General features: G+C 60.6%; 17 protein-coding genes and 1 pseudogene. 7 read left to right on the top strand and 11 right to left on the bottom strand.

From position 1 onward, the window contains the following. Positions 1 to 31: 31 nt before the first annotated feature. From ACX80Z_RS09165 to ACX80Z_RS09130, 8 genes are all read right to left on the bottom strand, one after another. Positions 32 to 1,651 (bottom strand): HNH endonuclease signature motif containing protein, encoded by a 1,620-nt coding sequence (locus ACX80Z_RS09165; RefSeq protein WP_459315622.1) that lies wholly within the window; start codon positions 1,649 to 1,651, stop codon positions 32 to 34. A 261-nt stretch (positions 1,652 to 1,912) separates the two neighbouring features. Beyond that, positions 1,913 to 2,653 carry a LysR family substrate-binding domain-containing protein gene (locus ACX80Z_RS09160; protein ID WP_019482012.1) on the bottom strand — a complete coding sequence of 247 codons (741 nt, stop codon included), beginning with the start codon at positions 2,651 to 2,653 and terminating at the stop codon, positions 1,913 to 1,915. A gap of 24 nt (positions 2,654 to 2,677) precedes the next feature. After that, on the bottom strand, positions 2,678 to 3,481 hold the full coding sequence (locus tag ACX80Z_RS09155) for an HpcH/HpaI aldolase family protein (RefSeq protein WP_165802558.1): 804 nt from the start codon (positions 3,479 to 3,481) through the stop codon (positions 2,678 to 2,680). Continuing rightward, the gene (gene hpaH / locus ACX80Z_RS09150; protein WP_459315621.1) at positions 3,466 to 4,251 is read right to left on the bottom strand and encodes a 2-oxo-hept-4-ene-1,7-dioate hydratase; all 786 of its coding nucleotides are present in this window, start codon (positions 4,249 to 4,251) and stop codon (positions 3,466 to 3,468) included. The genes ACX80Z_RS09155 and hpaH overlap by 16 nt, the downstream gene beginning before the upstream one ends. 2 nt (positions 4,252 to 4,253) lie before the next feature. After that, the gene (gene hpaD / locus ACX80Z_RS09145; protein ID WP_459315620.1) at positions 4,254 to 5,333 is read right to left on the bottom strand and encodes a 3,4-dihydroxyphenylacetate 2,3-dioxygenase; all 1,080 of its coding nucleotides are present in this window, start codon (positions 5,331 to 5,333) and stop codon (positions 4,254 to 4,256) included. Positions 5,334 to 5,385: 52 nt separating this feature from the next. After that, the gene (gene hpaE / locus ACX80Z_RS09140) at positions 5,386 to 6,918 is read right to left on the bottom strand and encodes a 5-carboxymethyl-2-hydroxymuconate semialdehyde dehydrogenase (RefSeq protein WP_459315619.1); all 1,533 of its coding nucleotides are present in this window, start codon (positions 6,916 to 6,918) and stop codon (positions 5,386 to 5,388) included. A gap of 28 nt (positions 6,919 to 6,946) precedes the next feature. Then, positions 6,947 to 7,663 carry a GntR family transcriptional regulator gene (locus tag ACX80Z_RS09135; RefSeq protein WP_459315618.1) on the bottom strand — a complete coding sequence of 239 codons (717 nt, stop codon included), beginning with the start codon at positions 7,661 to 7,663 and terminating at the stop codon, positions 6,947 to 6,949. After that, positions 7,656 to 9,149: a fumarylacetoacetate hydrolase family protein gene (locus ACX80Z_RS09130; protein ID WP_024476989.1), complete on the bottom strand. Its 1,494-nt coding sequence runs from the start codon at positions 9,147 to 9,149 to the stop codon at positions 7,656 to 7,658. Before ACX80Z_RS09130 ends, ACX80Z_RS09135 begins: the two co-directional genes overlap by 8 nt. A gap of 221 nt (positions 9,150 to 9,370) precedes the next feature. Here ACX80Z_RS09130 and ACX80Z_RS09125 point away from each other — a divergent pair, with 221 nt between their 5' ends. From ACX80Z_RS09125 to ACX80Z_RS09110, 4 genes are read left to right on the top strand one after another with little or no spacing between them, the layout of a single operon-like run. After that, the gene (locus ACX80Z_RS09125; RefSeq protein ID WP_024476988.1) at positions 9,371 to 11,260 is read left to right on the top strand and encodes an FAD-binding monooxygenase; all 1,890 of its coding nucleotides are present in this window, start codon (positions 9,371 to 9,373) and stop codon (positions 11,258 to 11,260) included. A gap of 29 nt (positions 11,261 to 11,289) precedes the next feature. Then, complete coding sequence (locus ACX80Z_RS09120; RefSeq protein WP_026040977.1) at positions 11,290 to 11,676, top strand: DUF5997 family protein; 387 nt, start codon at positions 11,290 to 11,292, stop codon at positions 11,674 to 11,676. A 55-nt stretch (positions 11,677 to 11,731) separates the two neighbouring features. After that, a complete protein-coding gene (locus tag ACX80Z_RS09115) occupies positions 11,732 to 12,841 on the top strand; it encodes a glycosyltransferase (protein WP_019482021.1) in 1,110 nt (369 codons plus the stop codon). 51 nt (positions 12,842 to 12,892) lie between these two features. Next, positions 12,893 to 13,945 (top strand): glycosyltransferase, encoded by a 1,053-nt coding sequence (locus tag ACX80Z_RS09110; protein WP_459315617.1) that lies wholly within the window; start codon positions 12,893 to 12,895, stop codon positions 13,943 to 13,945. A gap of 41 nt (positions 13,946 to 13,986) precedes the next feature. Here ACX80Z_RS09110 and ACX80Z_RS09105 read toward each other — a convergent pair whose 3' ends face one another. From ACX80Z_RS09105 to ACX80Z_RS09095, 3 genes and pseudogenes are all read right to left on the bottom strand, one after another. Beyond that, positions 13,987 to 14,520, bottom strand: coding sequence for a glycosyltransferase family 2 protein (locus ACX80Z_RS09105; RefSeq protein ID WP_459315765.1), 534 nt, complete (start codon positions 14,518 to 14,520; stop codon positions 13,987 to 13,989). A gap of 12 nt (positions 14,521 to 14,532) precedes the next feature. Beyond that, positions 14,533 to 14,742 (bottom strand): annotated as a pseudogene (locus ACX80Z_RS09100) (glycosyltransferase); the annotation flags it as partial. A gap of 125 nt (positions 14,743 to 14,867) precedes the next feature. Next, a complete protein-coding gene (locus ACX80Z_RS09095) occupies positions 14,868 to 15,578 on the bottom strand; it encodes an SOS response-associated peptidase (protein ID WP_459315616.1) in 711 nt (236 codons plus the stop codon). 102 nt (positions 15,579 to 15,680) lie between these two features. Between ACX80Z_RS09095 and ACX80Z_RS09090 the strand changes: the two genes are divergently transcribed. Genes ACX80Z_RS09090 through ACX80Z_RS09080 form a run of 3 tightly spaced genes read left to right on the top strand, consistent with a single transcriptional unit; the run spans position 15,681 to position 21,507 of the window. Further along, positions 15,681 to 16,442, top strand: coding sequence for a hypothetical protein (locus tag ACX80Z_RS09090; protein ID WP_237742147.1), 762 nt, complete (start codon positions 15,681 to 15,683; stop codon positions 16,440 to 16,442). Beyond that, entirely contained in the window at positions 16,442 to 18,052 is a 1,611-nt protein-coding gene (locus ACX80Z_RS09085; protein WP_459315615.1) for a DNA polymerase Y family protein, read from the top strand. The genes ACX80Z_RS09090 and ACX80Z_RS09085 overlap by 1 nt, the downstream gene beginning before the upstream one ends. A gap of 35 nt (positions 18,053 to 18,087) precedes the next feature. After that, complete coding sequence (locus tag ACX80Z_RS09080) at positions 18,088 to 21,507, top strand: error-prone DNA polymerase (protein ID WP_459315614.1); 3,420 nt, start codon at positions 18,088 to 18,090, stop codon at positions 21,505 to 21,507. The last annotated feature ends 203 nt before the right edge of the window (positions 21,508 to 21,710 follow it).

Raw genomic sequence — 21,710 nt, 5'->3', positions numbered from 1 at the left:
ACCGACAGGCGTCGCTAGCCGCAGCAGATCACTAGAAGGGCGGAGGTATGTCGGGTGGTGGTGCTGGTGGTGGGTCGGCTGTGGTGAGGTAGGTTTCACCGGCAGGCGAGATCGCGATGATGGTCCCGGGCTCGGGTTGTTGGTAGTGCCAGTAGCCTTCGGTTTTGAACATGTGGTGACGTTTACACAGGGCCGCCAGGTTCCCGTAGCTGGTCTTGCCTCCTTGGGACCAGGGGGTGGTGTGGTCGAGTTCGCAGAACACCGCCAACCGGTTACACCCCGGATGCCGACACGTCCCATCCCTGACCCGGACCGCATCCTTCAGGTCCTGCGGGACCCGATACGTGGTCGCATCAGCGCCCAGCCTGGCCCCGGTAAAGGGGTGGGTGAGGATCCTGGTGAACGATGGTGCGTGCCCGGCGAGCTTCCGGGCCGTCTCGGGATCAATCGGACCGTAGCCTTCCAACTCACCCGGGGTGTCCCCGCCGAGGAGAGTCATCACCGGGACCGTGACGAACACCTTCGCCTGCACACCCCAAAACGTGCCGGCCTCCCGCGGCTGACTGGGGCTGCTGGACCCGGTCGATTTGCTGCCGCTCTTGCCATCGTTGCCGCCGTTGTCCTCGGCGCCCGTTTCATGATCGCCGGTGGGTCCGGCGCTGGTGAGGACGTCCACCAGAACATCGGCCCTGAGCTGGGTGAGAGTCCTGGCCTCGTCCGGGCCCTGCAAGGCCCGGGCTGCGGTATCGACCCGGTGGAAAATCCCGGCAGCCTGGTCGGTGGGTAGGTAGGCTTCGAGCCACGCCATCCCGTCGTAGTCAGGACTCAGCTGCACTAACCGGCCCAGGACTGCCTTTTGACGGCGGGTGCTGATCGACTCGGGGTGCAGCCTCTCCCGAAGCCTCACTGCCTGGTAATAGAACTTCGAAACCGTCATCTTCCCGGCCATCGTAATAAGCCGGTCCTCAAACGCCGCCGACGCCGCCGCGAAGGTATGGGGGATGCTGGTGACTTCCTCCACCACAGCCCACGCGTGGCGACGGGAAAACCGGCCAGCTTCCAAAGCATGAAGGGTGGAAGGGTAATGCCGGACCAGCAGGGTGCTGTGTTCGATCAAGGACCCCGCGGTACGTTCCGGCAAATGCAACGCGGCACCGACCTCCGCCGCGGCGAGGGGCTTATCAAATCCAAAGGCCCCACGGCCGCCGTGGATCTGCTCGGCCTGAAGGTCCAACGCCCGGGTAGCTAACTTGGCTTCCTGCGCATCAAGCCAGGACCTCAGCTCAGCGACGTCCTTCAACGCGTCCACCGTCTGAGCAGAGTCCAGACCCGCCACCGCAGCCAACCCGAGTTGGCCGGTCAAGGCCGGCGATTCCGCACTGGAACGCACCCGCCCACCCGAACCAAATACCGGACCGGGCTTATCGGGCCCGTCGGCTTGAGGTGCCTCCCAGAACGCGTCAACGCTGAGCGGACCACCCGGACCATACCCACCCGAGGCACCCGAGGCGCCCGAGGCGCCCGAGGCGCCCGAGGCAGTGTTCGCGGACCCGCTATCAGAAGCGGAATCGGAGCCAGAATCGGAGCCAAACTCAGGGCCGGAATCGGGGAATAATGCCGATCCGGTAGCAGAGGCTTTACTGCTTTTCATACCTCCATTCCATCATCGAGCACTGACAGTAATGACAAAATAGGGCCCCATTCAGGGCCCCCAGGAAAACTTTTTTCAACTATTTTTCGACACCGGAATTCAGGCACCGCAGACCCAGTCCCGGACCGCCCGCTACCACCCGCCAAACCGTGAGATGTGGCGACCTGTTCGCCCTTTAGCTCACCGGATCTACCGTCTCGGCGAAGGAAGGGGTACGGGATGGAAAGGGCAACGGGGATGCTGGCTAGGGGGTGTTGACGTCTAGCGGCGGCCACGCCCACCGGCGCCGGGCTTCCGGCCGCGCGGGTTCTGCTTCTTACCCCCAGCTGCCGGCTTCTTGGGCCCACCGGCTTTCTGCGTGGGCTTTGAGGAACGCGCGGACGGTTGCTTTTTGCTTGCCGCCTTTTGCGCCTTCTTTTCCTTTTTCTCAGGTTCCTTGGCCGAGGGCTGCCGCGAGCTTCGTTCAGTGCGCCCCCTGACGATGCCGATGAACTCTTCGATGTCCTCGGCGGTGTTCTCTGAAAGCCAGGCCACGGCAATTGTGGTGGCCGGAACATCGAGAACGGGCCGGTGGACCGCGTCTTTGCGGGCGTAGAGGCGTGCAATCGACATGGGCACAATCACCACACCGGCACCCGTTGCCGCGAGTTCAATGGTGGCCTTCTCGCCACCATTGGCAATCACATCAAGGTGGTTCTCGGCGGCCAGTTCGGCGAGGGGAACCTCGTCGAACAGTGACAATTCGTGGTCCTTGCCCGCCACCACCACCGGCTGCTCCTCATAGAGGGGAATCACGCTGAGGCCTTCGCGGTCCACCGGGAGACGGACGAAACCGAGATCAACCGTGCCTGCGCGCAGAGCCTCCTCTTGGCTGGCGGCTTCATACTCACGGGTTTCCAGTGGTTTTGCTGGAAACCTGTCGCGCCACCGGCTGACCCATTTCCCGGGTGTCACACCGGGGACAAAGCCGACGGTGAGGACGCTGGGCTGGGGCTCGGACATCTGATCACACTAACCCACGGGAGGTCAGTAGCTTGCGGGCGAATCGTCGTCGGGCGCCGGAATGAACTGGGCAGCCAGTGCCTCCGACCCACGAGCCAGCAGGGCGACGTCGGCACCCACCAGGATGAAACTGGCTCCGACATCCAGATAGTGGCGTGCGGTAGCGGGGTTGAAGGCGTTCACTCCGGCAGGTTTTCCAGCCTTCTGTGCCGCTGCGAGACAGTGTTCGACGGCGGCTCGCACCTCGGGGTGCTCCTGCTGGCCCAGCACGCCCATGGACGCAGCGAGGTCCGAGGGGCCAACGAAGATTGCGTCAACACCGTCAACGGCAAGGATCGCCTCGACGGCGGCGACGGCGGCGGTAGATTCGATCTGTACCGTCACGCTGATGGTCTCATCAGCCACGGCCAGATAATCGGGAACCCGGTTCCAGCGGGCAGCCCGTGCCAGCGCCGATCCAACACCCCGCACACCACCCGGCGGGTACCGGGTAGCCGCAACTGCTGCTTCAGCGTCAGCCACCGAGTGGACCATCGGGATCAGCAGATTCTGCACCCCCAGGTCCAGATACTGCTTGATGAGCACTGTGTCATTGACCGGGGGACGAACCATTGCATGCACTGGGTAGCCGTGAACGGCCTGGAGCTGGGCAAGAATGGATTCCAGCCCATTTGGGCTGTGCTCAGCGTCGATGAGGAGCCAGTCCAGGCCAGCTCCTGCGCAGAGCTCGGCGATCAAGGGGCTTCCCGAGCACACCCACATGCCAGTTAGCGGCCGATCGGCCCCGGCGAGCGCTACACGAAACGTGTCATTTAGTGGAAGTGGCATGTCACTACTCCCAGCGGTCCGTAGTCGGCGTGGATAGTGTCACCCTTATTGACCCACAGTGGGCGGGTGAAGGACCCGGCGAGGATGATGTCACCGGCCTTCATACTGTCACCGTGGGCCGCAATCTTGTTGGCCAGCCAGTGAACACCGGCCGCCGGGTGGTCGAGCACTCCCGCTGCGACGCCGGTTTCCTCGACCGTCTGGTTCTTGTAAAGGATTGCGGCTACCCAACGGAGGTCGACGGCGTCCGGCCTCACCGGACGACCACCCACCACCATGGCGCCCATCGCCGCGTTGTCCGAAATGGTGTCAACGATGGTCCTACCCTCCATCTCGATCCGGGAATCCAGGATTTCAAGGGCGGGGACCACGTAGTCGGTGGCATTCAGTACGTCGAAGATGGTGCACCCTGGTCCCGACAGATCCTGCTTCAACACAAACGCCAGTTCCACTTCGACCCGCGGATGGGTGTACCGATCCCAGTCCACCGAGCAGCCGGTGTCCAGCACCATATCGTCGAAGATGGCTCCGTAATCGGGTTCGGTGATGCCGGTGGCCGCCTGCATGGCCTTCGAGGTGAGGCCGATCTTGCGCCCCACCAGCGTTCGCCCGGCAGCCTCGTTGCGTTGACGCCACAGCAGCTGCACCGCGTAGGCGTCCTCAACGGTCATGTCCGGATAGCGGGCCGTCAGCCGCGGAACCGGGGTGCGGCTGCGCCCGGCTTCGACCAGCTCATCCGCGATGGCTTCAATTGTTGTGGCATCCAGCATGGCTACAGCTGCGCCCCCAACTTGAACCCCTGCTCGGCACCATCATCGTCTTTGCGGGTGTAGGAGAACCCGTCGGCACCGACCGTCACCGCCATTTCGCTCTTTTCCTCACGCACCATCACGGGCTGGGGATTCCCATCGAGATCCAGGACCAGCGAGGCTTCGCTGTACCAGGAGGGGACGACGGCGTTGCCCCACCAATCGCGGCGCTGGTTGTCGTGGACGTCCCACGTGACCGTAGGGTTGTCCGGGTCGCCGGTGTAGTAATCCTGGGTGTAGATCTCGATGCGGTGCCCGTCCGGGTCAAGGATGTAGAGGTAGAAAGCGTTGGACACGCCGTGCCGGCCGGGGCCGCGTTCAATCCGGTCCGAGATGCGCAGGGCGCCCATCTTGTCGCAGATCTGGATGATGTTGTGCTTCTCATGGGTGGCGAAGGCGACGTGGTGCATCCGTGGGCCGTTACCCCCGGTCAGTGCGGTGTCATGCACCGTCTGTTTACGGTGCATCCAGACCGCATAGCTCACGCCATCGGAATCCTGGATGTCCTCAGAGACCCGGAAGCCGAGGTCCTCGAGGTACTTGCGTCCCCGCGGTACGTCAGGGGTGACCTGGTTGAAATGATCCAGGCGCACCAGCTCGCCGGCAGAGTAGAGGTCGTAGCGCTGGGTGAGGCGCTCCACATGTTCGACGTCGTAGAAGAATTCGTAGGGGAAGCCAAGTGGGTCCTCGACGCGGACGGAATCGCCAATGCCCTTGGTGAACCCCTCCGTTCGGCGCTCCACCCGGCAACCAAGTTCCATGTAATACGCCTCGGCGGCGTCCACTTCCGCCGGCGACTTGACCCGGTAGGCGAAGGCGGCGACGGCGGCCACCGGCCCCTTCCGCAACACCAGGTTGTGGTGGATGAACTCCTCAAGGGAGCGCAGGTAGATGTTGTTGTCGTCTTCTTCGGTGACGTGCAGACCGAGGACGTCGACGTAGAACTCACGCGACTTCACGAGGTCAGTTACGACGATTTCCATGTAGGCGCAACGGACAATGTCGGGGGCCGGAGCAGTGGGGGTGGGGACGAAGTTTGTCATGATGGTCTCTCTTCTTTGAGCAGGGCGCGGGGGAGGTGCCTGGGGAAGGGGGTCAGCCCTTGGGTGCGTCGTCGATGCTGCCGAACTTCGGAGTGTGGACAGCGCCGAGGCTGATATGAACTGCCTGCTGGTCGGTGTAGAAGTCGATTGACCGGTAGCCGCCCTCATGTCCCAGACCCGACGCTTTCACGCCGCCAAATGGAGTGCGAAGGTCGCGAACGTTGTGGCTGTTGAGCCAGACCATGCCAGCTTCAATGTTTTGGGAGAAGTTGTGGGCGCGGGTCAGGTTCTGCGTCCAAATGTAGGCGGCGAGCCCGTATTTGGTGTTGTTCGCGAGTGCCAGCGCTTCGTCGTCGTCTTCAAACGGGGTGATGGCGACGACCGGGCCGAAGATCTCCTCCTGGAAAATGCGTGCTTCAGGAGCGACGTCGGCGAACACGGTCGGTGCGATGTAGTTGCCCTCGGGCAGGTGGTCCGGCCGGCCTCCGCCAGCCAGCAGCCGCCCCTCCGACTTCCCAATCTCTACATAGGAGGCGACCTTCTGGAAGTGCTCTGGGTGGACCAGCGCGCCGACCTCGGTCCTGGGATCGTGGGGATCGCCGACGACGATGGACTTCGCCCGGGCCGCGTATTTGTCGCAGAACTCGTCGTAGATGCCGCGTTCCACCAGAATGCGGGATCCGGCGGTGCAACGCTCACCATTCAAGGAGAAAACACCGAAGAGCGCCGAATCGATCGCCGCGTCCAGGTCCGCATCGGCGAAGACCACGCAGGGTGACTTCCCGCCGAGTTCCATGGACAGCCCCTTGAGGTTCTCGGCTGCATTACGGAAGATGGTCTGCCCGGTGGTCGTCTCGCCGGTGAAGGAAATCAGGGGGACTTGTGGGTGCTTGACCAGCGCATCACCCGCTTCTTCGCCGAGGCCGTTGACCAGGTTGAACACCCCGTCGGGGAGGCCGGCGTCTTTGAATATCTGGGCCCACAGGGAGGCGGAGAGCGGCGTGAATTCGGCGGGCTTGAGGACCACGGTGTTGCCGGTGGCCAGTGCCGGTGCGAGTTTCCAGGATTCGAGCATGAACGGAGTGTTCCAGGGGGTGATCAGTCCGGCGACGCCGATCGGCTTCCGGTTCACGTAGTTGATCTGGGAACCCGGGACTTTCATGGCGTCGTCGAACTGAGCCACGATGAGGTCAGCGAAAAAACGGAAGTTCTCGGCTGCACGCAGAGCCTGGCCCTTCGCCTGGGTGATGGGCAACCCGGTGTCGAAGCTCTCCAGGTCGGCCAGGCGGGACTCCTGCGCCTCAACGGCGTCGGCGATTTTGTTGAGAACCCGGGCTCGCTCGCGGGGTTTCATCCGCGGCCACGGGCCGTTGACGAATGCCTCGCGTGCAGCGGCGACCGCGAGGTCAATGTCTTCCTTCTGCCCAGCGGCAGCGGTGGCGTAGTTGGTGTTGGACACCGGGTCCTGCACGTCGAAGGTCTTCCCACTGACGGAATCGACAAACTTTCCGTTGATGTAGTGCTGGATGTGGGTGGGCAGGTCCTGCGGTACATAGTGGGTGGTTTCAGGGACGGTGGACGTCATGGTTTTCTTCCTGACTATTTGGTGGAGCTTATTCGATGGGAGCAGAGGCCTGCGCAAGGTAGGCGTCCAGGGTTGCGGAGCGGTGACGGCGGGCGGCGTGCTCGATGGTGTCGGCGTTGGCCGCCAATTCGATGAGCTGCAGCAGCGCCTCGTGTTCCAGGACAGATTCCTTGGCGCGCCCAGGAACGAACCTGAACGTGGACGACCGGAGCGCCGCCAGCCGGTTCCAGCCGCGGTGCACCAGATCAAGGATGTGCGGATTGGGGCAATGCTCAAACAAGATGCTGTGAAAGTCCTGGTTCAGTGCCGTGAAACGGACCGGGTCGAAATGGTCAAGGCACTCTCGCATCTGGGCGTTGACCGCGCGCGCCCGGGCTACCGCCACCGAATCGATCAGCGGTGCGGACAGGGCCGTCGCCGCCCCCTCGATGATGCTCAGAGTCTGCATCGTATACAAGTACTCGGTGGGGTCAATCCCGGAGACGGTGGCACCGACGTTGCGTTCAAACGTCACAAGACCTTCAGCCTCCAACCGCCTGATTGCCTCCCGGACCGGGACCACACTGAAGCCAAGATCCTCAGCGATTTTCGCTAGCACCAGCCGGTATCCGGGTGAAAAGGAGCCTTCGATGATGCGGGATTTGATCGAGGTGTAGGCCCGCTCGGACTTACTTCCCGGTTCGACATCACCGCGCCTGGCCCCGCCACTGGTCTCGAGTGACGGTGCGACGACGGCGTCAGCCACGTGTTGCTCCGTCGGCGACCCACTGCACGTATTTCGCCCTCCAGTCGGCATTCATTGGGTAAAGCCCGTCCACACCGCTTCCCTGCTTGACCATTTCGAGGATGAACCTCTCTTCCTGCTCTTGCAGGATGCAGTCCTCCACGAGTTCCTCAGCAAGTGCCGGCGGGATGACGAGAATGCCGTCCGAGTCGGCCACGATGATGTCCCCTGGCTGGACGGTCGTTCCGCCGCACGCGATGGTGATATCGGTGTCCCATGGGATGTGGCGTCGACCCAGGACAGCCGGGTGGGGGTTGGCGAAGTAGGTTGGCATGTCGAGATCAGCAACAGCCGAATAGTCACGAACGCCACCATCAGTAATGATGGCGGCCGCTCCCCGGACCTGGGCTCGCATGGCCAGAATGTCCCCCACCGTGCCGGTACCCTTTTCGCCCCGCGCCTCCATGACGAGAATTTCGCCGTCGTTCACCGAGTCAATGGCGCGTTTCTGGGCGTTGAAACCACCACCGTGGGTGGTGAAGAGATCCTCCCGGTTGGGGACGAACCGGAGGGTGCGGGCCAGCCCCACCACTCGGCGGTCAGGGCGGGTTGCCTGCAACCCATCAATGCTCACATTGTTCAACCCACGCTTGCGCAGCTGTGAGGACAGCGTTGCGGTGGCGATGCCCTCCAGCTTCTTCTTCAATTCAGGTGCCAGCGCGTGGCTTACCGGTTCCAGCCCGGCTGCCTCGCGTGACCCATAGGCTTCTTCCCGCTGAGTGTCATCGGCTTTGGGTTGAGCGCCGAAGTCAGCGAACGGCGTCGTTCCCTCCGCCACGCAGGTCCTGAGTCGCCCGCTGCTGTAGGCACCGGCGGTGACCTCGATGTCTACCATGTCGTCCGGATTCGCCACCGACGCACCGGCCGGGGTGCCGGTCAAAATAATGTCCCCTACCTCCAGGGTGAGGAGCTGTGACAGATCGGCGACCAGCTGGGCGAAGGGAAACAGCAGGTCCTCAGTGGTGTCGTCCTGGACGAGTTCCTCGTTGTGCCAGGTGCGCACCCGCAGTGCAGTGGGATCGATGTCATTCGCTGGAATCAAACGTGGCCCAACCGGGGTGAATCCGTCGCCACCTTTGGAGCGAACGTTTGAACCCTTGTCGGCGTAGCGGAGGTCGTAAACACCCAGGTCGTTGCTGGCGGTCACCCATTGGACGTGGCCCCACGCCTGAGCAGGGCTAACCCTGCGGGCGGTTGTGCCAATAATGAGAGCGATTTCGCCCTCGTAGCCGAGCAGCTCACAGCCCAGCGGACGTACAACGACACCGGGCGTCTCAAGCGATCCGAGCGAGAGGGACGAGGAGGGTTTCAGGAAGTAGGAAGGCTGCAGTGGAATACGTCCTCGCTGCGCGGCACGGCTGGGGTAGTTGATGTGAACCGCAATCACCTTCCGGGTGCGGGCCAGCAGTTCGGCACTCACGGCCTCGGTCGTGGACTCCATCGTCATATCGCGCTCCTCGTCGTCGTCGAACTCTCTCTCCGATTCCCAATGTACGAAATCGTATACGATATACTACCCACTGTGACCGGCACCACGTCAAGAGTCCATGATCATGGCACCCGTTGTGTCGCTGGTCATACCCGTCGTACAGTGTGAGCAGCGTCATTCGATTATCGGATTACGTGTTCAAATAAAGAACTTTCACAACGAAGTGAGCGAGGAAGACCGTGCATTTTCACCATCACGGCTACGTATCAGGTGACCCCCGCGTCCAGGTAGCGTCCGGCGTCGGTATCGATCGGCCGGACGAACTGCCCGACGAGGTTGACGTCCTGATTGTCGGCAGCGGCCCAGCCGGAATGCTCGCGGCCGCCCAGCTCTCCCAGTTCCCGGAGATCACTACGCGCATTGTGGAGCGCCGTCCCGGACGGCTAGCGATTGGTCAGGCAGATGGCATCCAGGCCCGAAGTGTTGAGACGTTCCAGGCGTTTGGTTTCGCCGAGCGTATTACCGCCGAGGCATACCGGATCACCGAGATGGCGTTCTGGAAACCGGACCCCGCAGATCCCGCCCGGATTGTCCGGACCGCCCGCCCTCTCGATGACCCGGCAGGGGTCAGCGAATTTCCGCACCTGATCGTCAATCAGGCGCGGGTCCTCGATTATTTTGCCGAGTTCATGGCAAACTCCCCTACCCGGATGAAGCCTGACTACGGCCTGGACTTCATCGGGCTCGATGTTGCCAACGAGGGCGAATATCCCGTTGCTGTCACCCTCGCCCATACCGCTGGGCCGCTCGAAGGAACGCAGCGGTCGGTCAGGGCCAAGTACGTGATTGGCGCCGATGGTGCCCGGAGCAAGGTCCGCAGCGCCATCGGCTGCACGCTCGCCGGCGACGCGGCGAATCACGCGTGGGGGGTCATGGACGTTCTTGCCGTCACCGACTTCCCAGACATTCGGCTGAAGTGCGCCATTCAGTCCGGTACTGGCGGGAGTATCCTCCTCATTCCCCGCGAGGGTGGTCACCTCTTCCGCATGTATGTGGATCTGGGTGATGTCGATACGCACACCAAAGGGGAAATCCGCAGCACCACGATTGCTGAAATCATCGAGAAGGCCAACGCGATCCTCCACCCCTACACCCTCGACGTCCGCAACGTCGCCTGGCATAGCGTCTATGAAGTCGGCCACCGCCTGACGGACCGCTTCGACGACGTCCTCCCCGAGGAGGTCGGCACCCGAACACCCCGGGTCTTCATCACCGGGGACGCCTGCCACACCCACAGCGCCAAGGCGGGCCAGGGAATGAACGTCTCGATGCAGGACGGATTCAATATCGCCTGGAAACTCGGACATGTCCTGGAGGGCCGCAGTGCTGAGAGCCTGCTCTCCACCTATTCCGCCGAACGCCAGGTAGTAGCCAAGAACCTGATTGACTTCGACAAGCAGTGGTCTTCGTTGATGGCCAAAAAACCAGAAGACTTTGAGGACCCCACGGAACTCGAAAACTTTTACACCAGCACCATGGAATTTCCCGCCGGATTCATGACCGAGTACCAGCCATCCATCATCGTCGGCCAGGCCACCCATCAGGAACTCGCCACCGGGTTCCCCATCGGCAAACGGTTCAAGTCCGCGCAGGTCGCCCGCGTTTGCGACACCAATCTGCTTCACCTGGGCCACCAGGCGACGGCCGACGGACGTTGGCGCGTCTACGTTTTCGCTGATGAACCGCTGCCAGGTGCACCATCGAAGGTGGCCACCTTCGCGGAATGGCTCGCCAATTCACCAGAGTCACCCCTCGCTGCAACTCCCGTGGGTGCTGACCAGGACGCGTGGTTCGATGTCAGGGTGATCTACCAGCAAGATCACCAAAGCCTGGACATCACCGCCGTTCCTGCTGTGTTCAAACCGCAGGTTGGACCCTTCAAGCTCAACTATCTGGAAAAGGTCTTCGGCGTTAACCCTGCCGAGGATATCTTCGACCTGCGGGGCGTAAGCCGGGACGGCGTCGTCGTCGTCGTTCGCCCGGATCAGTATGTAGCTCAGGTGCTGCCACTGACCGCGACTGCAGAGCTTGCCGGGTTCTTTGCAAAAATGCGCACCAGACGCGGTTGACGGTCGGCGGGGGCAGCTAGGGTTAAGGAATGACCCCCGCAAAAAGCCCCCAGACCATGAAACCCGCCACAGCGGCCAAGAAACTGGGAATCTACCTGCCAGCCTCTCCTCAAGAGTTCCAGGACAACGACGTTACCCGCGCGGAGTTCAACGAACTGCAGCAGAATCCGCCGGAATGGCTCGCGGAGCTCCGCCGCAACGGACCGCACCCCCGCCCAGTGGTGGCTCAGAAATTGGGCATTTCCATCAGCGGTCTGGCTCGTGGCGGGGTCACCGAACCGCTTACGACGCCGGACATCACCGCGCTGCTACAGGAGCCCCCGGCCTGGTTGGTAGCTGAACGCTCGACCCATGCGGCAGTCCGCAAACAGGATCTGATCACCAAGAATCTGCATGCCGAGAAGGCCGACCAGTAGGCTAAACCAGCTAGGCCGTGTCGACTTTTCGCGGGAATGAAGCATACTTACTATTATGCTTCATGCACAACCGCTCAACATTGCCGTGATGGCCCACCTGCACCACCCCATTGCCAGCCCATTTCCGGGTGGACTGGAAATGCATACTGCGCTGTTGACTGAAGAACTCACGGCTCGTGGACACTCGGTCACTCTTTTCGCCAAGGGTGGCAGCCACACCACAGGCACCGTGGTGCCCGTGCTTGACGCCGGGTTCCACTTCGCCAAGCATCCCGAGGGCCCAGCCCGTGACGCGCAGACACGCCACCTGGATGATGCTCACAACACCACCCTGAACCTGATTGACGAAGGCAATTTCGACGTCGTCATCAACAACTCCCTCAGCCCGCTACCTCATGCTGATCCGCCCACAGCCCCCATGTTGACCATTCTCCATACCCCTCCGCTACCGCGGGTGACTGCCGTCTTCGAGGCATCCGGCTACCGCCCCTCGCCTCGGCAACGGTTTGTCAGCGTTTCAGCGGCCAATGCACGGCAGTGGCGGAACCACCTCGACGACATCAGCATTGTTCACAACGGGATCCGGCTCGATGAATGGCATGCAGGAGTACTGACCCGCCGGCGCTCCAACACGGCAGTCTGGGCCGGCAGGATTACCCCCGAAAAAGGGTTGCACGTTGCGATCGAGGCCGCATCCCTCGCCGGAATGCGGATCCGCTTTGCCGGACCCATTAGTGATCAGGACTACTTCACCCGAACCATTGCGCCGTTACTGAGCGAATCAGTTCAGCACGTAGGTCACCTGAACCATGGCCAGCTGGCGTCTTTCCTCAGCTCCGGGACCGTCTTTATTGCTTCACCGTTGTGGGCGGAACCGTTCGGGCTAACCACAGTCGAAGCCATGGCATGCGGCACGCCAGTGGCGGCGCTTCCCTGCGGTGCGATGGCTGAGATTATTGACCAGCGCGGCGGAGTAGTGGCAGGCGGGTTCTCTGCTGCAGACCTTGCCTTGGCAATTGAACAGGCGCGCAGAGCGGACAGCACCGCGGTTCGGGCTTCTGCGGCACGGTTTGCAGCCGGCGTGATGATTGCCAACTATGAGCAGCACCTCGGTGAACTGGTGAATCAGGACATACTCTCCGACTCTGAGATGCTGGCATCCTAGGCCAGTGTTGATTCCCGTGTTGTCCCCCGTGTCGTCCCCCGTATTGTCCCCATGACGACTCTCCCCCGCGTGGCCTACTACACCCACCACCACGGTTCGGGACACCTGCGCCACGCCCTGAACATCGCGCGCTTGCAGGTTGTCGATCTGTTGGTCACTGGATCCACCGAACCCGCCGGACTCAGGACAGTTCCGCATACCCGGTTTGCCCAGCTCACGACTGACACCGGGCCCGACGGCGAGCCATACCCGACACCCGAGGAACCATTTCTGCATTACACGCCCATCAATTCAGCGATCAGGCACCGATTCGCCGAGCTGCATGCTGCATGGCGAGACTTTGATCCGCAGGTAATCATTATTGATGTTTCGGCCGAGGCGGCAATCTTCGCCCGGCTCTGTGGGTATCCCGTCATCTACCGGCGCATGCCCGGGGATCGCTCCGATGCAGTGCATGAGCTGGCCTATGCGTCAGCTTCTGAGCTGGTTGCCTACTACCCCCGACGCCTTGAGGAATCCTCCTATCTCGAGGCATTTGGGCATCGGACCCAGTATCTGGGGATGCTTTCACCTACCGGCGGCGCTGAGACAGATTCGGCAAAGCCAGGCGGCAGGATCATCACTGTGCAGACCAGTCTGGGTGGCAACGGTGTAAATCTCGGTGATCTTGTCCAGGCCGCTCGATCCTGCCCCTCCTGGCAATGGAACGTGGCAGGGCTGAGCACCGGGAGCATTGAGCTGCCGCCCAATGTTCGCCTGCTTGGCGTTCTGAAGGATCCCGCCCAGGAACTCGCCGCCGCAGACATCATCATCACCTCCGCGGGGTACCACGCCGTTGCAGCGGCGGCCGCAGCTGGTCGCCCCACCATCCTGGTGCCGGAGGAAAGACCGTTCGGTGAGCAGGCCGCCTTTGCGCGGGCGTTGGCCATCACAGCGGGGATTCCAATGGCTGAGAGCTGGTCGGATGTCAGCTGGCCGGATCTCCTCCGCCAGGCGGCGGCATCGGATGCGAACGCCCTGCGGAAGGCCTTGTTCGTCAGTCAGGAGAGTTTCAAGGTGGGGTTGTTGGATCTGGTGTCGAAAGCGTCGGGAGCTGGCTCTTAGTTGACTGGGTCAGACTCGGCAGGTTCTGGATCGGATGGTATCTAGTAGGGCGCATTCACGCGAGCGGCAGCAACGTCGTCGTCAGTGGGGTGCTTCAGTACATCGATTCCCTCAGCATCGGCAGTCCAGCCGATGTACCCGGCGGCCGCAAAGGCCGACAGCCATCCGGTCATTGGCCACAGTCCCCATTTGTGGTGAAACACCAGGCTATTGGCAACTATGTCAGTGAAGTGCTGCAGGGGTGGGCTGGTGACCCCATGATGCTGGTGGAACATGGTGGCGGCTGAGAAGGAAAGGATGACCCCCCTCTCACGGGCAGTGAAGGAAAAGTCGGTGTCTTCCCCGCCGTACCCAGTGAAGGATTCATCAAACCCGCCTATCAGGGTGAAATCGTCGGCCGCTACCGCGAAACCCAGAGACCAAAACAGCTCATACTTCTCAGTTGCGGCGGGGGGCTCGCCATCAGCGGGTGCCAACATGGTGCGGGCATGGTGCGGGATCGAGGCACGCATTAGTCCGGCGTCGCAGTCATCCATCGGAAACCCGGCCTCGCTTAGATAGCGGGGTTGGGCCATCACCAGACCACCCAAACTATCGAGGTCCCGCATCAAGGTTTCACAGAGCCTGGTGGCAGGTATGCAGTCAACATCCAGAAAAACCAAAGTATCAGTGGAAGCCGCTGCGGCGGCGGCATTCCGTGCAGCCGCAAGGTTCAAAGTCCCAGACCCGGATGCCGGAAGATGAACCAGACGTAATGGGATTGCGGTGTCCAGTGGAGTGGGGTTGGGCTGACCCATATACACAACGACCAGCTCTGCAGGCGTACGGGTTGAACGATTCAACCCAATCACAAGGTTCGCGAGATGTTTATCGCGGTTGGCGCTGATCACGAGGACCGAAAAGTCCCGGGTAGATGTAGTTCTCAAGAGGCAACTGGTTCGATTAGTTGGGGCCCATTGTTGCGGACCGATCCGACGGCGTTGCCAACTACCCGGGGGACAAGTTTCGGTTCCGGAATGGCGTCAATCAGTGCCTGCACGTCGGAACTACCGGTCATTTTTGGGTTAAGCCAGTCTGAATACAGGTCTGCTGGAAGGATGAGTGGTGTCCGGTCATGAATATGACCGAGGGTGTCGCTGGCGGTCGTGGTGATAATGGTGCAACTGCGCAACCACTTGTCCTGATGGTCCTCGGGAAGGGTTGGATCCGGCCAGTATTCGTATAAGGCGGCGAAAGCTAGCATGTCGCTGGTTTGGCCGTGGAGGTAGGTGGGAATTTTACCCTCGGGACCCTTCTCCCACTCGTAATACCCGTTGGCCATCACGATGCCCCTGCGCCGGGAGGCAGCGGTGCGGAAGGATGGTTTCTCAAGGATGGTCTCGGCCCGGGCATTGATCAAGGGGGGACCTTTTTTGGGGTCTTTCATCCAGGAAGGTACCAGCCCCCACCGTGCTGTGGTGAGCCGCCTAGTGGGTGTTTCACCTGTGTCGTCGAGTCGTTCCATGAGAAGTCTCACGGTGTCAGTGGGCGCCACATTGTAGGAAGGCTCAGGTAGATCCTTATCCACGAAATCAACGTCAAATAGGTCTATCAGGTCCCGGTCAGATCCCGCCACCACAAAACGTCCGCACATGAGGATAGGGTACTCCGGGGTAGCTTCAAACCTCATTCCCGGGGTGCCTGAGGACCAAAACAACCGATTGACTTAATCGAACATATCTTCGAATATTAAGGGGTGACTGCACTAGCAATAAGCCCCCGGATGTCCCCGGGCACCACCCTGGATCAGGACCTGCTGGTACCTGAACTTGCTGGTCAGCTGCGCAGCGAGTCGGGGTTGCAGGAAAAGATCAATCAGATGCAGGGAAGCCGGTTGGGCTCACGGCGTTTACCCACCATTCCCGCTCTGGGACGGATCCTTCCCGGTGGAGGATTGATGGCGGGAGCGGCTTACTCGGTTGAGAACTCCACCACGCTGGCAATGGCATTGCTTGCTGGCCCCTCGGGTTCAGGCGCGTGGTGCAGCGTGATAGGTATCCCTGATTTCAATGTAGAAGCTGCAGCAAATCTGGGCATTGATCTAGACCGTCTTATTCTTATCCCCCACCTCGACGGCCAGTGGCTCACTGTGACTGCGGCAATGGTGGATGTGGTGTCAATCATTTTGACCACCGCGCCGGCAACTATTACCAGCACCGATGCTGCTCGGCTGCGGGCACGGTTAAGGCAACGGGGAGCAGCGCTCATTACCATCGGAGCCTGGCCACAGAGTGAGGCGGTACTCAGTGTCTCCGACAATCAGTGGGGCGGGTTGGGAACCGGATCAGGTCATTTGCAAACCCGCAGGTTGAAAGTCACTGCCAAAGGGAACAACGGTAGGTCAAGGAGCTCTGAACTTTCACTCACTGAACTTCAGCAACGCACCTGGCCTCAACTCAATACTGCTGACAGCAGGACTATTGATCAGCGCTTCGTCCCCCAGGTGGTTGGCGCTTGATGAAGCTGCAAACACCCTCTCAAACACTCAAGCAGGGTGCCACCAGGATCATGATGCTCTGGTGCCCCGACTGGCCCATCGCTGCTGCCCTGCGCGAGCTGAACCTCCCTATCGATGCATCACTAGCCCTGGTCGATAAAGGTGAGGTCTATGCCTGTTCACCAGCGGCGCGGTCTGAAGGTGTAAAACGCAGGCTCAGGGTCCGTGAGGCTCAGGCACGGTGTGCTGACCTCCTCGTTGAGCAATACGACCCTGCCCTCGATGAACGGGTTTTTGAACCTGTGGTCTCAGCAATTGAAAAGATTATGCCCGGAGTTCAACTGTTACGCCCTGGTTTATGCGCCATCCCTGCACAGGGGCCGAGCCGGTATTACGGCGGTGAAACCGCAGCGGCATCGGTTCTGCTCTCCACTCTCTCGACCCTTGGACTAACCAACGCCAGGATCGGTGTTGCTGATTCACCGTTCGCTGCAGAGCATGCAGCCCGTGCCACTGAGGTGTTGGAGGGCGCTGAACAGGACGCCATCTGGGTTGTTCCACCTAGCGAATCAGCCCAGTTTTTGAGCTCTTTTCCGCTGGACGTGTTGGCCGAACCAAAACTCGCAGTTTTGTTGCGACGATTGGGGATCAAGACACTCGGTGACTTTTCAGCGCTTGCTGCTGGAGACGTTAGGAACCGGTTCGGCGTTGAAGGTGCAATCGCCCATCGGAAGGCCAGCGGACTTGATCATCACTCAGTGGTGGTGCGTAAGCCACCACCAGAACTGGACGTCCTTGTTGACTTCGAACCAGCCTTGGTACGAATTGATCAGTTGGCGTTTGCTTTCCGCACCTCCGCGGACCGATTCGTGGACCGGTTGCGTGATTCCGGCCTGGTTTGCACAGTGGTCAGGGTGGTGTTGCACTCTGAATCCGGTGAAGTTTCAGACCGGTTGTGGCGTCATCCACGATGGTTCGATGCCGATGACATTCTTGATCGGGTTAGGTGGCAACTGCAGGGTGGCGGACTGATTGAACATGGTCTTCAATCAGGTATCACCCGAGTGCAAACCATTCCTGACACTGTCGAGGATCTAGGCGACCATGCTGATGGCCTGTGGGGTACCGGACCTGACGAAGGCGTCCACAACGGGTTGGCCCGCGTCCAAGGCATGTTGGGTCATGGAGCCGTACTGACCGCGATGATTGCTGGTGGCCGGATGCTCAAAGATCGCAGAGTGCTCATTCCGTGGGGGGATTCTTCAGGCAGCAATCCAATAGCGGTGAGGGCTGCCCGGCAGTTGCCCTGGCCCGGCAAGTTGCCCGGACCAGCACCAGCTACAGTCTTTGACTCCCCTCGTGAAGTGCGTGTGATCGACGATAGTGGTCACAGCGTTGACGTTGACACTCGAGGAATGCTCACCCGTGCGCCAGCGCAATTCACACCACCAGGTTCACCCGCCAAGCAGCGCCTGGTACATCACTGGGCCGGACCATGGCCCATCAACGAACGGTGGTGGGACTCCTCAGGGCGGGCTCTCAACCGTTTTCAACTGGTGGATGAGACGGGTGCTGCCTGGCTATTACTCCTGGAAGACCACCAGTGGTGGGCAGAAGCCAGCTATGACTAGAGCAGCCATCACCTTATGGAAAACGGGAGGCCACTGTGGGGTGGAGTAACCCCCCGATCTCGTGGTCAGAATTTGAGCGGACCCTCTCCGATCGAAGCAGGCCCGGTGCACCACCTGCTGGAGCTGATGGTGGTGATAGTCCCGCATGGTCACCGAAACGGCAGCCATACCGTTTGCCTACCACGACGCCCCCCGAACCAGGTGGTCCGCTGGTTCCCTACGCGGAACTGCATGTCCACTCGAACTTCAGTTTTCTGGATGGTGCCTCCAGCCCGGAACAACTGGTCGAGGAAGCCAACCGGTTGCGCCTGAACGGACTGGCGCTGACCGATCACGATGGATTGTACGGGGTGGTGCGTCTCGCTGAAGCTGCAGAAAAGTTCCCGCAATTGAGCACTGTCTATGGCACTGAACTCTCCTTGGACCTTTCCAAACCACAAAATGGCGAACCGGATCCCGAGGGTAGCCATCTGTTGATTCTGGCCCGCGGAACCGAAGGATACCGGACGTTGGCTGGTGCCATCACTGCAGCGCAATTGGCTGAAGGAGCCGAGAAAGGCAAGCCCCGCTACAACCTTGAAAGGCTGGCCGAACAGGCGTCAGGAAATTGGCTGATTCTCACCGGCTGCCGTAAAGGGTCAGTCCGTCAAGCATTGGTGCGCAATGGAGAGCTAGGGGCCCGAGACGCCGTCGGGCAGTTGGTTGAACTGTTTGGCAAGGACAACGTTGTCGTTGAACTCTCGGATCAGGGAAACCCACTGGATAGTTCGATCAACGATGCGTTGGCGTCAGTGGCATCAGGGTTGAAACTCCCAGTCATTGCCACCAACAACGTGCACTATGCCTCACCTGAACAGCATCGGCTAGCTACGGCTCTGGCTGCGGTGCGCGCCAGGAGAAGCCTTGATGAAATGGATGGTTGGTTACCCGCGGCAGGTTCAGCTCATCTTCGTAGTGGGGCTGAAATGGCTGCCAGGTTCGCTGCCTATCCCGGTGCTATCGAACGGACTGTGGACCTCGCCGACGATCTGGCGTTCAGGTTGCGGAGCGTCAAACCGGGTTTGCCTAATCTTGCCCTCCCCGACGGTCACACCCAGATGAGCTATTTGCGGAAACTGGTGTGGCAAGGTGCAGACAAGTTTTATCCAGGCCGGCGTGACGTGGTGGAGCGGATCGAAAAGGAACTGGAGGTTATTGAGAGCAAGAATTTCCCGGGCTACTTCCTGATTGTTCACGACCTGGTTCACTTTGCGCGGAGCAAAGGCATCCTCTGTCAGGGCCGCGGTTCGGCAGCGAACTCCGCAGTCTGCTATCTGCTGGAGATCACAGCAGTTGATTCGATTCTGTACAACCTGCCATTTGAACGTTTTCTCTCCAGCATGCGGGACGAGGAACCGGACATTGACGTCGACTTCGATTCCGATCGCCGGGAGGAAGTCATCCAGTATGTGTACAACAAATACGGACGATTCAATGCCGCCCAGGTGGCCAATGTGATCACCTACCGGCCAAAATTTGCTGTTCGTGACATGGCCAAGGCCCTCGGCCACAGCCCAGGACAGCAGGATGCCTGGTCCAAGCAGATTGAACGTTGGGGTGGCCTCGTGTCCAGTGACGATCATGACATCCCGGAAGCAGTCGTTCACCTTGCCCAGAGTGTCCTCAAGTTTCCTCGACATCTTGGGATTCATTCCGGCGGGATGGTGCTTACCGATCGGCCGGTAGGCGAAGTCTGTCCCATTGAACATGGACGAATGGAAGACCGCACTGTCCTGCAGTGGGACAAGGACGATTGCGCCTGGATGGGATTGGTGAAGTTCGACTTGTTGGGGCTGGGCATCCTTGCAGCCATCCAATACAACTTCGACCTCGCGGAGAAACACTTTGGTGAGTCCTGGGATCTGCACACCATTCCAAAGGAGGAGCAGGGCGTCTACGACATGCTTTGCTTCGCCGATTCCATTGGGGTGTTCCAGGTGGAAAGCCGAGCTCAAATGGGGATGCTCCCCCGTCTGCAACCCCGAAGGTTTTATGACCTGGTGATAGAAGTAGCCCTGGTCCGGCCCGGCCCCATTCAGGGTGGCGCTGTACACCCCTTCATTAAACGCAAACTGGGGGAAGAGCCGGTCACCTACCTCCACCCCAAACTGGAACCGGTGTTGGAAAGGACCCTTGGGGTACCCCTGTTTCAGGAACAGCTCATGCAGATGGCAATGGTGGTGGGGAATTGCTCCGGAGCAGATGCTGATCAGTTGCGCCGGGCGATGGGGTCCAAACGTGGTCTTGAACGCATTGATACGTTGCGGGACAAGCTGTACGCGGGGATGGCATCAAACGGCATCACCGGAGAGACAGCCGATTCGATTTACCTCAAGATCCAGGCCTTCGCTAATTTCGGTTTCGCTGAGAGCCACTCCATCAGCTTCGCCTTACTGGTCTACGTCAGTGCCTGGCTGAGACTTCACTATCCCGGGGCATTCCTTGCCTCACTGTTGCGGGCCCAGCCTATGGGCTTCTACTCACCGCAGACCCTTGTTGCCGATGCCCGCCGTCACGGGGTGAAGGTACACCGGCCGGACCTGCTGCTTTCAGGAATTCACGCGGATCTTGAGCCTCTCACTGGACCTGCGAACTCCTCCACCGGACAAGCTACAGGCATGGATTCCTGCTGCCACCAGAATCAGCCCCCCGTAGGTCCTTTTGACAGGTCCATCCCCTTTGATTCGACACTGCACCGAAGGGATGCCCACTTCGCAGTCCGGCTGGGTCTGGACAGCGTCCAGTCAATTGGGACTCGTGTTGCAGAACAAATTGTTTCCGAGCGCATCGCCAATGGCGGCTATGCGGATATGGCAGATCTGGCACGGCGCACTGAACTCAACTCCAGCCAACTTGAGTCCCTGGCAGCTGCTGGAGCCTTCGAATCAATGGGGCTTACAGAGCGGGAGGCTCTTTGGAATGCCGGCCCGGCAGCCACTGAGCGAGCGGGCCAACTGAAAGGCACCACTGTCTACATCCAGCCACCGCTATTCCCCGACCTCACTGCTGCAGACCGGGTAGCCTCAGACCTCTGGTCAACTGGCATCACACCCGACGATCACCCGGTTCGTCACATCAGAGCAACTCTGGTCAAACGCGGTGTTTTGACTGCAGCTGACCTGCTGCAGGCTGAGCCAGGACGCAGGGTGGAGGTTGGTGGTGTGGTTACTCACCGGCAGCGACCCGCCACGGCAAGCGGAATCACCTTCATGAATCTGGAAGATGAAACAGGGCTGGTGAACGTCATCTGCTCTGTGGGGGTGTGGCAGCGATACCGGCGCATTGCCCGGGAAGCAAGCGGTGTCCTGGTCCGGGGCATGCTGGAGCGCTCCACGGAAGGAATAGTCAATATTGTGGCTGACAAGTTTGAGGTGTTGACAATGAAGGCGACCACAAAGTCGCGAGACTTTCAGTAGCTGCCGTCCCCGAGAACCCGGAACTACTCCCACAACTTCTCGTTAACGAGAAAGACCCCCGGATGACCGGGGGTCTAAACCGTGCGCGAGGGGGTGTCTAGGTTCAGGACATAGGCGACACATGAGTCGCGACATGGGCGACAGTTGATACCCGCCGGTGAGTCGGGACATCGGCGACACTTTAGGGGCCTGAGTATGAGCCC

Source organism: Arthrobacter sp. TMT4-20, from assembly GCF_054510775.1.
This window is presented reverse-complemented; position numbering and strand designations above follow the sequence as displayed.

What these genes read in the sequence shown, in the direction of transcription:
- ACX80Z_RS09085 (WP_459315615.1), top strand. Translation starts at nt 16,442, where the DNA reads ATGAAGCTGCAAACACCCTCTCAAACACTCAAGCAGGGTGCCACCAGG.
- ACX80Z_RS09095 (WP_459315616.1), bottom strand. Translation starts at nt 15,578, where the DNA reads ATGTGCGGACGTTTTGTGGTGGCGGGATCTGACCGGGACCTGATAGAC.
- ACX80Z_RS09155 (WP_165802558.1), bottom strand. Translation starts at nt 3,481, where the DNA reads ATGCCACTTCCACTAAATGACACGTTTCGTGTAGCGCTCGCCGGGGCC.
- hpaE (WP_459315619.1), bottom strand. Translation starts at nt 6,918, where the DNA reads ATGACGTCCACCGTCCCTGAAACCACCCACTATGTACCGCAGGACCTG.
- ACX80Z_RS09165 (WP_459315622.1), bottom strand. Translation starts at nt 1,651, where the DNA reads ATGAAAAGCAGTAAAGCCTCTGCTACCGGATCGGCATTATTCCCCGAT.
- ACX80Z_RS09105 (WP_459315765.1), bottom strand. Translation starts at nt 14,520, where the DNA reads ATGGCCCAACCCCGCTATCTAAGCGAGGCCGGGTTTCCGATGGATGAC.
- ACX80Z_RS09130 (WP_024476989.1), bottom strand. Translation starts at nt 9,149, where the DNA reads ATGACGATGGAGTCCACGACCGAGGCCGTGAGTGCCGAACTGCTGGCC.
- ACX80Z_RS09115 (WP_019482021.1), top strand. Translation starts at nt 11,732, where the DNA reads ATGCTTCATGCACAACCGCTCAACATTGCCGTGATGGCCCACCTGCAC.
- hpaH (WP_459315621.1), bottom strand. Translation starts at nt 4,251, where the DNA reads ATGCTGGATGCCACAACAATTGAAGCCATCGCGGATGAGCTGGTCGAA.
- ACX80Z_RS09160 (WP_019482012.1), bottom strand. Translation starts at nt 2,653, where the DNA reads ATGTCCGAGCCCCAGCCCAGCGTCCTCACCGTCGGCTTTGTCCCCGGT.
- hpaD (WP_459315620.1), bottom strand. Translation starts at nt 5,333, where the DNA reads ATGACAAACTTCGTCCCCACCCCCACTGCTCCGGCCCCCGACATTGTC.
- ACX80Z_RS09110 (WP_459315617.1), top strand. Translation starts at nt 12,893, where the DNA reads ATGACGACTCTCCCCCGCGTGGCCTACTACACCCACCACCACGGTTCG.
- ACX80Z_RS09120 (WP_026040977.1), top strand. Translation starts at nt 11,290, where the DNA reads ATGACCCCCGCAAAAAGCCCCCAGACCATGAAACCCGCCACAGCGGCC.